This is a genomic window from Paenibacillus sp. cl141a, assembly GCF_900109305.1.
Lineage (GTDB): Bacteria > Bacillota > Bacilli > Paenibacillales > Paenibacillaceae > Paenibacillus_AQ > Paenibacillus_AQ lautus_A.
The window spans coordinates 29,709-42,211 of sequence record NZ_FNZO01000010.1 but is presented as its reverse complement, the minus strand read 5'-3'; the positions used below and the strand labels follow the sequence as shown (position 1 = coordinate 42,211).

10 protein-coding genes are annotated in these 12,503 nt (G+C 54.4%); all 10 read right to left on the bottom strand.

The genetic code is table 11. The features are described from left to right. Nucleotides 1–63: 63 nt before the first annotated feature. The 10 genes from BMX45_RS23185 to BMX45_RS23140 all read right to left on the bottom strand — a co-directional run bounded on the left by BMX45_RS23185 (nucleotide 64) and on the right by BMX45_RS23140 (nucleotide 12,498). Nucleotides 64–1,374: a sugar ABC transporter substrate-binding protein gene (locus tag BMX45_RS23185; RefSeq protein ID WP_009592303.1), complete on the bottom strand. Its 1,311-nt coding sequence runs from the start codon at nucleotides 1,372–1,374 to the stop codon at nucleotides 64–66. 545 nt (nucleotides 1,375–1,919) lie between these two features. Next, nucleotides 1,920–3,188: a phosphoribosylamine--glycine ligase gene (gene purD, locus BMX45_RS23180; protein ID WP_090912209.1), complete on the bottom strand. Its 1,269-nt coding sequence runs from the start codon at nucleotides 3,186–3,188 to the stop codon at nucleotides 1,920–1,922. A gap of 214 nt (nucleotides 3,189–3,402) precedes the next feature. Further along, on the bottom strand, nucleotides 3,403–4,950 hold the full coding sequence (gene purH / locus BMX45_RS23175) for a bifunctional phosphoribosylaminoimidazolecarboxamide formyltransferase/IMP cyclohydrolase (protein ID WP_090912207.1): 1,548 nt from the start codon (nucleotides 4,948–4,950) through the stop codon (nucleotides 3,403–3,405). Between the two features lie 156 nt (nucleotides 4,951–5,106). Further along, entirely contained in the window at nucleotides 5,107–5,715 is a 609-nt protein-coding gene (gene purN / locus BMX45_RS23170; protein ID WP_090912205.1) for a phosphoribosylglycinamide formyltransferase, read from the bottom strand. After that, nucleotides 5,715–6,755, bottom strand: coding sequence for a phosphoribosylformylglycinamidine cyclo-ligase (gene purM, locus BMX45_RS23165; RefSeq protein ID WP_090912203.1), 1,041 nt, complete (start codon nucleotides 6,753–6,755; stop codon nucleotides 5,715–5,717). Before purM ends, purN begins: the two co-directional genes overlap by 1 nt. Before the next feature lie 179 nt (nucleotides 6,756–6,934). Beyond that, nucleotides 6,935–8,413, bottom strand: coding sequence for an amidophosphoribosyltransferase (purF, locus tag BMX45_RS23160; protein WP_009592356.1), 1,479 nt, complete (start codon nucleotides 8,411–8,413; stop codon nucleotides 6,935–6,937). Further along, nucleotides 8,398–10,641 carry a phosphoribosylformylglycinamidine synthase subunit PurL gene (gene purL, locus BMX45_RS23155; protein ID WP_090912202.1) on the bottom strand — a complete coding sequence of 748 codons (2,244 nt, stop codon included), beginning with the start codon at nucleotides 10,639–10,641 and terminating at the stop codon, nucleotides 8,398–8,400. The genes purF and purL overlap by 16 nt, the downstream gene beginning before the upstream one ends. After that, the gene (purQ, locus tag BMX45_RS23150) at nucleotides 10,619–11,308 is read right to left on the bottom strand and encodes a phosphoribosylformylglycinamidine synthase subunit PurQ (RefSeq protein WP_012819095.1); all 690 of its coding nucleotides are present in this window, start codon (nucleotides 11,306–11,308) and stop codon (nucleotides 10,619–10,621) included. Before purQ ends, purL begins: the two co-directional genes overlap by 23 nt. 4 nt (nucleotides 11,309–11,312) lie before the next feature. Then, nucleotides 11,313–11,558: a phosphoribosylformylglycinamidine synthase subunit PurS gene (gene purS, locus BMX45_RS23145; protein ID WP_090912200.1), complete on the bottom strand. Its 246-nt coding sequence runs from the start codon at nucleotides 11,556–11,558 to the stop codon at nucleotides 11,313–11,315. 49 nt (nucleotides 11,559–11,607) lie between these two features. Next, nucleotides 11,608–12,498, bottom strand: coding sequence for a phosphoribosylaminoimidazolesuccinocarboxamide synthase (locus tag BMX45_RS23140; RefSeq protein WP_090912198.1), 891 nt, complete (start codon nucleotides 12,496–12,498; stop codon nucleotides 11,608–11,610). Nucleotides 12,499–12,503: the final 5 nt, after the last annotated feature.

Here is a 12,503-nt window from a genome sequence, read left to right as displayed (position 1 = left end):
ATCACCCGCCGGTTGTTCGGCGGGTGAACTTCTTCATCTGTCTCGTATTATATAAGAACGCTATTACTCGCCAGCTCCACCACTGTTGAGGTCTTTCACTTGAGTTACAGCTTTATCCAGCGTTTCTTTCACGTCTTTGTTGTTGTCCCAGATCTCAGCCAGCGCAGCGCCTACTGGAGACCATACGTTAGCCATTTCCGGTACGGACGGCATCGGCTGGGAGGATTTGAACTGCTCCGTGAATGCCGATACATACTCGTCGTTCTTGATTTGATCGTCTTCTTGAGCTTCGTTGTTGGTCGGAACCGAACCAACCAATGCGCTCAATTGCAATTGCGCTTCCTTGGACGTTGCGAAGTCGGCGAACAGACGAGCTGCTTGCGGATACTTCGTGAACGAGCTTACGTACCAAGCTTTGATACCGGAGAACGATACGGCAGGCTGACCGCCGATCGTCGGGATTGGAGCAACGCCGAGCTTGTCGCCAAGCGCTTCTTTGTATCCGCCAAGCTCCCATGGTCCGTTAATGTCCATCGCCAGATCGCCGGCCGTGAACAATCCGCGTTTGATATCCGGCGTAATATCGCCGGATTTAACCGGAAGGATTTCCTTAAGGCTTGCATATACTTCCATGCTCTTCACTGCGCCTTCGTTGTTCAGGCCGATATCGTTGACGTCGGCACCGCCGTTACCGAAGATGTATCCGCCGTTGGAAGCAAGGAACGGATATGCGAAGTACAGGTTGCCTGTTTCGAACATGAATCCATACTTGTTCTTGGATTTGTCGGTGAAGGTTTTGCTGAATTCGATAACCTCTTCCATCGTTGTCGGAACTTCTTTTACCAAGTCCTTGTTGTAGTACATCAGGTAAGTTTCCGCAGCGCGAGGGTATCCGTACAGAACGCCGTCATAGCTTACGCCTTGGATGGCTGCTTCCGTGTTGTTGCTTTTCGTTTTTTCTTCATAAAAATCGTTCGGCAGAACCAGGTTTGTCGCTACGGCTTTACCCAGGTTATCGTGAGGGAACAGTACGACGTCGGCAGCCAAGCCGGATGGTCCGTCTTGCGCAAGCTTGGTTACTTGATCAGTTGGGGACAATTCTTCAATGGTCACTTCAACGCCGTATTTCTCGGTAAATTCTTTGGCGACCGCATCGGTGTAAGCTCTTTCGTCACGGCTTTCCCATACGACCAATTTCGCGCCTTCTTCTGGCTTAAGTTCCTGTGTCTCTGTATTTTCGGCCGGCGTTTCCTGTGCTGGCGGAGTCTCAGCAGGTGCCTCCGTAGCTGGAGCGGCCGTATTTCCTCCGCACGCTGTAATGGAGAACGCCAACGTGAAGGTTGCAGCTAGCGTAAGTAACTTCTTCATCTTCATTCCATGATTACCCCTCTCAATAAATGATCAGAAAATGTTGGAAATCTGCGCAAACGATTTCAGAAAATTTTCAGCGTCTCTTTTTCTATGTAGCGTCTGGCGAGATACTCAGGAAAAATCCCGTCGAGAAAGCGCTTCATTCACTGAAAACATCATACAACATTTAATATCGAATGTAAAAACGTTTGCACAGATCATTTTTCCCCGTTTTAGGCATATAATCTTCTATTACCTTCGGTATTCACTGTATTTCGTAAGTTATCATAAAAATAGTTGTGCAGATACTGTGCAATCCTGTCATTCCGCACGTTATTTGAGACAAGAAGCCATCATAAATGCCTGCTCGTTGAACAAACGTTTGCACAATAGTGGGAAATAGAAACAGATGTGCCCGGGTCTGCCATGAGCGGATCTTGCATCTAAGCTTGGCTTCCCCATGCATTTCCGATAACAGCAAGAAAGGACTACCGCTTGTGATCATTGAAACCGATCTGCGACAGTCCCTCTATTTTTGACACATCGTTGTTATTGAATGAGAGCTTGGCTTACTGCAATGCTTTTAGCGCAATATCCGTCCGGTTAAACTTGCCTTCAAACGCAATTGCTTCTGCCCGTTCATAGGCTTTCGCGCGTGCCGCAGCGATATCCGCGCCTAAACCGACAACGCCCAGGACACGTCCCCCGTTCGTTCTCCAGGTGCCATCGGCATCGCGAGAAGTGCCCGCATGAAATACGATCGTCCCGTCTTGCTCATTGTCCAGGCCGGTGATCGCGATTCCTTTCGGATACGATGCAGGATAGCCGCCGGAAGCCAGAATGACGCATACGGCTGCTTCATCGCCCCACTCCAGCTCAAGATCGGCCAGGGTCCCGTTCACGGCAGCAAGGAAAACGTCGAGCAGATCGGTCTTCAGGCGCGGCAATACAACCTGCGCTTCCGGATCGCCGAATCTGGCATTGAATTCAATGGTCTTCGGTCTGCCGTCCGGCGTGATCATCAATCCGGCAAACAGAACGCCACGGAACGGACGTCCTTCGGCAACCATCGCTTTTGCCGTGGGCTTGATGATTGTCTCAATGGCCTCTTCGATGATGGACGGCTGAATATGAGGCAATGGCGAATACGTTCCCATTCCTCCGGTATTTGGCCCCTGGTCCCCGTCATAGGCCGGCTTGTGATCCTGCGCGGCTGACATCGGCTTCACGGTTTCTCCGTCCACAAAGGCGAGGATCGACATTTCCTGGCCTTCCAGGAACTCCTCGATAACTACGCGGCTTCCGGCATCGCCAAAGATCTTCGATTGCATGATGTCGCTGAGTGCCTGCTCGGCTTCCTCGATGGTCCGCGCAACGGTGACGCCCTTGCCTGCTGCGAGCCCGTCCGCTTTGACGACGATCGGCGCGCCTTGCTGGCGCAAGTAAGCAAGCGCCTCCTCGTAATTGTCGAACTTCGCGTAAGCCGCTGTCGGTATGCTGTATTTATGAAGCAGATCCTTCATGAAGGTTTTGCTGCCCTCGATTTCGGCTGCGTTTTTGCGCGGACCGAATACCGGGATGCCCGTAGCGTCAAACGCATCCACGATGCCTTCAGCCAGCGGATCATCCGGACCGACAACAATGAGACCCACCTGCTTCTCTACGGCGAAAGCCGCCAGCTTATCAAATTCCGATACCGCAATCGGCACGTTTTCGGCCAGCTGCCCGATTCCGGCATTGCCCGGCGCACAGTAAATGGTGCCTGCTTTCGGGCTCTTTGCCAGTGCCCATACGATGGCATGCTCTCTTCCGCCGCCTCCGATAACCAAAATATCCATGGTTTACCCCTCCCGAATCATTTCATATTGCCCGCGATATCGCTTCACCGCATGAATCATTTACGGGGCAAAGCGATAAGTCGACCTTTGGCCCCTTAAACGTAAAGGCGGCGCGCGCTAAGCGCGGCGTCGCCTCTATATGCTGCTGAATCAAAGGTGATCCTTCAGCAGCAGCCTGACGGCTGCAGCAAAGCTCCCTTTATATGCTCATGAATTAGTGCTTGAAATGTCTCACGCCGGTAAAGACCATGGCGATCCCGTATTCGTTGGCAGCCTTAATGGATTCCTCATCCTTAATGGAGCCGCCCGGCTGAATGATGGCAGTAATGCCGGCTTTCGCCGCAAGCTCCACCGTATCGCCCATTGGGAAGAAGGCATCGGAAGCGAGAACCGCGCCTTTGGCTTTCTCTCCCGCCTGCTCCACCGCAATGCGCGCGGAACCGACACGGTTCATTTGACCTGCGCCTACGCCGACGGTCATGTCGTCAGCCGCCAATACGATTGCGTTCGACTTGACGTGCTTGACCACCTTCCAGCCGAAGAGCAGCTGCTTCAGCTCGGCTTCGGTCGGCTCACGGTCCGTCACGACCTTCAGGTCAGCCGCATCGAGGGAATGCACATCGCTTTCCTGCACGATCATGCCGCCTTCGATGGTTGTTACGGCAAGCGTGCTTTGGCGCTCCTTGGCCGAGCCGAACTCGCCCATCTTCAGCAGACGGATGTTTTTCTTTTTCGTCAGAATCTCCAGTGCCTCCGGCGTGAAGTCCAGTGCCAGGATAATTTCAAGGAAAATATCCTTCAGCAGATCGGCCGTCGGAGCGTCAATCGTCCGGTTTGCGGCCACGATGCCGCCGAAGATGGACGTCGGATCCGCATTGTAAGCTTTTTGATAAGCTTCCAATACATTCGTCCCGATGCCGACGCCGCAAGGATTCATATGCTTCACGGCCACCACGGTCGGCTCGTCGAATTCCTTCACGATCTGGAGGGCCGCGTTGGCGTCATTGATATTGTTGTAGGAGAGCTCTTTGCCGTGCAGCTGCTCGGCGGTCGTCAACGTTCCCGCAGGAGCCAGCGGCTTTCGGTAAAATGCTGCCTTTTGATGCGGATTCTCGCCATAGCGAAGATCCTGGATCTTCTCGTAGGTGACGCTAAAGCGCTCAGGAAGCGGATCGCCTGTCACATTCGACAAATAGTCGGAAATGAGCGTATCGTAGGCAGCCGTATGACGGAATACCTTGGCTGCAAGGCGTTTACGGGTTTCAAGCGTCGTATCGCCGCCGCCGCGGATTTCCTCGATCACGCTGCCGTAATCCGCCGCATCGACAACCACGCTCACAAAAGCATGGTTTTTCGCAGCCGAACGCAGCATCGTCGGTCCGCCGATGTCGATATTTTCGATCGCATCTTCATACTCAACATCCGGCTTCGCGATCGTTTCCTGGAACGGGTACAGGTTCACCACGACCAGATCGATGTAATCGAGGCCCAGCTCCTGCATTTGACGCTGATGCTCCTCGCTGTCGCGAATGGCAAGCAAGCCGCTGTGCACCGCTGGATGAAGGGTTTTGACGCGTCCGTCCAGAATTTCCGGGAATCCGGTCACATCAGAAATGCCGATGACAGGAACGCCCTCTTTTGCGAGGAGGTTCTTCGTTCCTCCTGTCGAAATGATCTCTACACCCAATGAAGACAAATCGCGGCAAAATTCCACGACGCCGGTTTTGTCCGACACGCTGACCAAAGCTCTTTTGATACCCACGTTCATACCCCCTATTTTGAATGAAAATCTACTAAGTTAGGCCTGTCTTGATAACGTAGATGCTGTCGAAGATCCATAATTGCAAATTATTTCCCGAGAAATATCGAACATGTCGATTCACTGTATGACCTTGTCCGCTTTTATTACAAAAGCCTATTAGGCAATCGTCACATTCCGCCCGTCCAGCGAAATCCGCCCCTGGGCAAACCAGGAAACGACTTCAGAATATAACTTCTGCTCCACGGCGTGAATGCGTTCTGCCAGCGTTTCCGCCGTATCGCCTTCCTTGATTTCAACGGCTTTCTGAGCGATAACCGGCCCGGTATCCATGCCGCCATCCACGAAATGCACCGTGACGCCGGTCATCTTCACGCCATACGCAAGCGCTTGGCCGATCGCGTCTTTGCCTGGAAAAGCAGGCAGGAGCGAAGGATGAATATTGATAATCCGCCCTTTATAGAACTCGACAAAGGAAGGGCTCAATAGCCGCATATATCCTGCAAGAACAATCAATTCGACACCGCGCTGCTGAAGCTCTGCCGCAATTTCCCGTTCGTAATCTTCCTTTGAGGCATATTCCTTCGGCTGAAAGGCGAATACCTCCACATTCGCAGCGTTAGCCAGCTCCACTACGGGAGCCTGAGGCTTGTCGCATACCAGAATGCTGATCTCGCCGCCCAGGGCTCCGCTTTGCTGCGCATCGACCAAAGCCTGAAAGTTGCTGCCTCTTCCGGAAGCGAACACCGCCATCCGAAACGCTCTCATTACACCTCAGCTCCCGTGAAGGTTACGATGCGCTCGCCTTCGGTCACGCGGCCGAGCACATATGCCTCTTCGCCTGCGGAGCGCAGGAATTGAAGCGCCCCGTCTGCATCCTGTTCCTTAACGACAAGCACCATGCCGATCCCCATATTGAATGTCGTAAACATGTCCTTATTCGAAATGCTGCCTTTATCCTGCATCAGCTTAAAAATCGGCAGAATCGGCCAAGCGCCGTATTCGATGTCGACGTTGACGCCATCCGGCAGCATGCGCGGAATATTTTCGATGAATCCGCCACCCGTGATATGCGCCATGCCCTTTACTTCGATCTCTTTCAGCAGACCGAGCAGCGGCTTCACATAAATCTTGGTCGGTGCGAGCAGCACGTCGCCAAGACGTCCGCCCAATTCCGGGAGCTCCTGCTGCAGCGAGTAGCCGGCATCCTCCAGAAGCAGCTTGCGGACGAGCGAGAAGCCGTTGCTGTGCACGCCGCTGGATGCTAAGCCAATCACCGTGTCGCCTGCCGCGATATTCGACCCGTTGATCATTTTGCTTTTGTCGACAATGCCTACGGTAAAGCCCGCGATGTCATACTCGCCTTCGCTGTACATGCCCGGCATCTCCGCCGTTTCCCCGCCGATCAGGGAACAGCCCGCTTGATTGCATCCGTCGGCGATCCCTTTGACGATGGATTCGATTTTGGACGGAATAACCTTGTCGCACGCTAAATAGTCGAGAAAAAAGAGCGGTTCTGCGCCCTGCACCACGATATCGTTCACGCACATCGCTACCGCATCGATGCCGATGGTATCATGTTGGTCCATCGCGAATGCAAGCTTCAGCTTTGTGCCGACGCCATCCGTGCCTGAGACGAGTACCGGCTCTTCATATTGGTCTTTATTCAGCTTGAACAGTGCGCCAAAACCACCGAGGTCCGTCATGACTTCCGGCCTGAAAGTCGTTTTGACATGCTTTTTCATCCGCTCTACCGCTTCGTTGCCTGCAGCGATATCCACGCCTGCTTGTTTGTAAGTATCAGACACGCGCTCAACACTCCTTTTTCGTTATGACGAAAGTATCAGTTCACACATCATTTATGGGCTTAATCAATAATCAGCTTAAGAGGTTGTTCTATCCAACCTTCTCGGTGCTGAAAACCGACCTTTTTGAATATTCACTTAGAGGGTGTATCCGAGAAAAAATGGCTGTCCGCTGCGCAGAATCAGCAGCTGCAGCCCATCTTCTCTTCCCCGTTGAAATCAATCTGCGTCGGGTACTCATTATCAAAGCATGCCATGCACAAGCCGCCTTTAGGGCTATGCTCATCATAACCGCCAATGGCGGATATCAGTCCCTCCGGACTCAGGAACGACAGGGAATCCGCATTGATCTCACGGCAGATTTCCTCGACGCTTTTCTCGGAGGCAATCAGCTCCCTGCGGTCCGGCGTGTCGATGCCGTAGAAGCATGGATTCTTGAACGGCGGCGACGTAATCCGCACATGCACTTCGGTCGCGCCCGCTTCGCGAAGCAGATTGACGATCCGGCGGGACGTGGTTCCCCGTACGATGGAATCATCGATCATGACCACCCGTTTGCCTTCGACCACGCGCCGTACCGCGCTCAGCTTCATCTTCACGCCTTGCTCGCGCAGCTCCTGGCTCGGCTGAATGAACGTCCGGCCCGTGTATTTGTTCTTAATCAATCCCAGCTCGTAAGGAATGCCCGTCTGTTCGGCATAACCGATGGCGGCCGAGATGCTGGAATCGGGTACGCCCGTAACCACATCCGCATCCACGAACGATTCCAGGGCCATTTTGCTGCCCATCCGTTTGCGGGCCGAATGCAGGTTGGAGCCGTTCAGATCGCTGTCCGGACGGGAAAAATAAATATATTCCATCGCGCACAACGCTTTGCGTCCCGCTTCCGTATAACGCTCTTCCCGAAGCCCGTTCCGATCGAGGATCAGCAGCTCCCCGGGAGCGACGTCGCGAATCGCCTCGGCTCCGATAACTTCAAGCGCACAGGTCTCGGAGGTGAAGATGTATGCATCGCCCAGACGACCCATCGTGAGCGGACGGAGTCCGTTCGGGTCCGAGGCGACGAGCAGCTTGTCATTGGTCATGAGCAGAAACGCAAAGCCGCCCACCAGGCGCTGCAAGGCATCCTTGGCAGCCTCGACAAAATCCTTCGGCGAACGGGCGATCAGATGCGCAATGACCTCCGTATCGCTGGTCGTTTGGAAAATGGAGCCCTCCATCTCCAGCTCGCGCCGGAGCTTCGGCTCGTTCACGATGTTGCCGTTCGTAGCAATCGCCAGATTGCCCTCACGATATTTAAAGACGAGCGGCTGCGCATTCGTCAGCCTGCTGTCCCCGCTGGTCGAATACCGGACATGCCCGATCGACATGCTGCCCTGCAGCGATTCCAGCTTGTCTTTATCAAACACTTCTTTTACCAGCCCCATACCGCGGTGATAATTGAAATTCTCGCCGTCGGCCACGCAGATTCCCGCGCTCTCCTCGCCGCGGTGCTGGAGGGCGTGAAGCCCGTAATAGGAAAGGGAGGCGGCATCGGGATGCCCAAACACCCCGAATACGCCGCACTCTTCTTTTAATGTATCGAAAATATCGCTCTGACCTGTTCCCTCATTGTAGTAATCCCCTGTCCACAGTCCTTCGGGTATCAGTTCATGAGACATGGAATGGCATCCTCCCAGACGGATTTCAAAGCCTCCACGGATTCTTCCAGCGCAGAAGCACCGTTAATGTTAATGCTAAGCTTGTTTCCGCCGACTACGCCAAGCGCGGTAAATGGAACGCCCGCTTCTTGCAGGAGCTTCTCCAGCGCATTCTTGTGATCAGGAGACGCGGACAGCACGATCCGGGATTGGCTCTCGCTGAATAGCGCCACATCGTTGCGCAGTTCGGTTGCCCATTTCACGCTCGCGCCGATGCCGCCGCTGATGCAGCTTTCCGCAAGCGCTGCTGCAAGTCCGCCCTCCGACACGTCATGCGCCGATTGGACCAGACCCGATTGGATGGCCTTCAGTACGCCGCCGAGCAATTTCTTCTCGGTATCCAGGTTCAGCTCCGGCGGTCTGCCCTCCGACACCCCGTGCAAGATCGCTTGGAACTCGCTGCCTCCCAGTTCGGCACGGGTATCGCCCAGAACGTAGATTGCATCGCCCTCCGCCTTGAAGGCTTGCGTCGTAATATGATCCGTATCATGGATCAGGCCGACCATGCCGACAACCGGCGTCGGATAAATCGCGCCTTTGGCATTCTCGTTGTAGAGGCTGACGTTTCCGCCGATGACCGGCGTTTCAAGCTCACGGCAAGCTTCCGCCATGCCGTCCACGGCTTTTTCCATCTGCCAGAAAATTTCCGGTTTCTCCGGGCTTCCGAAGTTCAGGTTATCCGTAATTGCCAGCGGCTCGGCACCGGAGCACACGATGTTGCGCGCCGCTTCGCTGACCGCGATTCTGCCGCCGAGCTCAGGGTCGAGGTAGACGTAACGACCGTTGCAGTCCGTTGTCATCGCCAGGGCTTTACGCGTTCCATGTACCGTTACGACGGCAGCATCCGAGCCCGGACGAACGGCCGTGCTGGTGCGAACCATATAATCATATTGGTTGTATACCCATGCTTTGCTTGCAAGGCTTGGCGAAGCGAGCACCTTCTTGAGGGCGCCGCCCAAGTCCTTCACTTCTTCATAACGGAGCGTATCCACCGCAGCCTGCTCTTGATAATAAGCCGGTTCTTGGGATGGTTTGTTATAGATCGGGCACTCGTCGACGAGTGCTTTAACCGGCATGTCGCCAACCACCTCGCCGTGGTGGATCAGCTTCAGGCGGCCATCGTCCGTTACCTTGCCGACTTTGGCGCAGATAACGCCCCAACGCTCGAAGATTTCGCGCGCTTGCGCTTCATGTTTCGGCTCAACGACGAACAGCATGCGCTCCTGGGATTCCGACAGCATCATTTCATAAGGCGTCATGCCCTCTTCGCGCTGAGGCACCTGATCCAGGTACAGCTCCAGGCCATTGCCTGCTTTGCTTGCCATTTCGGCACTGGAGCAAGTCAGTCCGGCTGCGCCCATATCCTGAATGCCCAGCACGATGCCGGAATCGATCAGCTCGAGGCAGGATTCCATCACGAGTTTCTCCATGAACGGATCGCCGACCTGAACGGCCGTACGGTTCGCTTCGGATTCCTCCGTCAGCTCAACGGAAGCGAAGGTCGCGCCATGGATGCCGTCGCGGCCAGTTGGTGGCCCGACGTAGAAGACCGGATTGCCTACCCCTTTTGCAACGCCGCGCTGAATCTTGTCATGGTCGATAACGCCTACGCACATCGCATTGACCAGCGGATTGCCTTCGTAGCTCTCGTCGAATACCACCTCGCCGCCTACCGTCGGGATTCCGATGCAGTTTCCGTAGCCGGCTATGCCGGATACCACGTGTTCGAACAAATATTTAACGCGATCGCTCTCCAGCTTGCCGAAACGAAGCGAGTTCAGAATCGCTACCGGTCTTGCCCCCATGGAGAAAATATCGCGGATTATGCCGCCTACGCCCGTAGCCGCGCCTTGGTAAGGCTCTACAGCGGAAGGGTGGTTATGGCTTTCGATTTTGAATACGACCGCTTGGTTGTCGCCGATATCGACAATCCCTGCGCCTTCGCCCGGTCCCATCAGGACGCGCGGGCCGCTTGTCGGGAAGCGGCGAAGCAGGGGCTTGGAGTTTTTGTAGGCGCAATGCTCGGACCACATGACGCTGAATACGCCGATTTCCGTGTAATTCGGCTTGCGTCCCATGAAGGAACAGATCAGCTCATACTCGCTGTCCGAAACTCCCATCTGCTTGTAAATCTGATGCTCTGCGATCTGTTCTGCCGTCGGTTCCTTAACGGACGTTTGCTGCGCCATGAGTATCCCTCCATGCCTGTAATATGGATGTAAACATTGCTTTACCGTCATCCGAGCCGAGCAGGCTGCTCACCGCGCGCTCCGGATGCGGCATCATGCCGATTACGTTGCCGCGCTCGTTGCAGATGCCCGCGATATCCTCGATCGAGCCGTTCGGATTGTCTTGATACGTAAATACGATTTGCCGGTTGTCCCGGAGCTTTTGAAGCGTTTCTTCATCACAGTAATAGTTGCCTTCGCCATGCGCGATCGGAATGACAATCTCTTGTCCCTCCGCGTAATCGCGGGTAAACGGCGTTGTATTATTGTTCACTTTAAGCACCGTGTCATGGCAGCGGAATTTCATCGAATCGTTGCGCCGCAGGGCTCCCGGAAGGAGTCCGGCCTCCGTCAAAATCTGAAATCCGTTGCAGATGCCCAGAATATACTTGCCCTCTTCCGCCGCTTTCGCCACTTCGTTCATGACCGGGGCGAACCGGGAAATCGCACCACACCGCAGATAATCTCCATAGGAGAATCCGCCCGGCACCAAAATACAATCGTATGGGGAAAGGTCCGTTGCCGTATGCCATACATAATCCACCGGCTGACCGATCGTCTCTTCTACCGCCTTATAGCAGTCAATGTCACAGTTGGAGCCAGGAAAGACCAGCACTGCAAATCTCATTGGTTTAGCCCTCCAATTCATAACGGTAGTTCTCTACCACCGTATTGGCCAGAAGCTTCTCGCACATTTCTCTCACTCGTTGCTCGGCTTCCTCACGGTTGTCCGTGCCCAGCTCAAGCTCCATATATTTACCGATCCGCAGGCTTTCCACTTCCTTGTACCCAATCGAATGAAGCGCTCCTTGCACCGCTACCCCTTGAGGGTCCAATACGCTCTGCTTAATCGTGACGTAGACCTTTGCTTTCAACATTGTATCCTGTTCCTCCTCGGTATATATGAATGAAATGGTTTATCAAAGCTTACAGGCTGACACCCGTGATTCGGCTGTAAATATCGCTGTAGCGGCGCGTTGTCTCCTCCACCACGGCTTTCGGCAGCGGATCCGGCTCACTGTTCTTATCCCAATCGGACGAAGCAAGATACGTGCGTACCGGCTCCTTATCCATACTGTCGATCTCAATGTCGAGCGTATAATTGTTCTCATCCCAGAAACGGGAGGAATCCGGCGTGAAGATCTCATCGATCAGGACGATCTCTCCGTCGATCAATCCAAACTCAAACTTGCAATCGGCCAAAATAATGCCGTGCTTGCGGCAGTAATCGCGGGCAAACTTGTACAGCATCAGGCTTTTCTCCTGCAGCTGCAATGCCAGCTCTTCGCCGACAAGCTCCTTCATGCGGGAAAGCGAAATGTCCTCATCATGGCCGACATCGTTCTTGGCCGCCGGCGTGAAGATCGGCTCCGGAAAAGCCTCGTTCTTGCGCAAGCCCTCCGGCAGTTTAATGCCGTTGACCTCGCCCGAGGACTGATACTGCCTCCAGCCTCCGCCGGTGATGTACCCGCGCACCACGCATTCGATATCGATGCGCTCGGCCCTCCGGCACACCATGATGCGTCCATCCAGCAGGTCCTTGTCCTTGACGGCATCGCCCAGCAGGTTCACGTCGGTATGCACGACATGGTTGCGGATAAGCTGCTCCGTTTGTTCGAACCAGAAGGCGCTCAGCTTGTTCAGCACGGTTCCTTTAGCCGGCACGGGCGGCTCCAGCACATAGTCAAAAGCGGAAATGCGGTCGGTTACTACAATGAGTACGTGCTCGCCCAGGTCGTACAGTTCACGAACCTTGCCCTTGTACAGCAGCGGTACGTTGACCAGATGAGTGGCGGTCGATAATGCCGGTAATGTCATGTGTT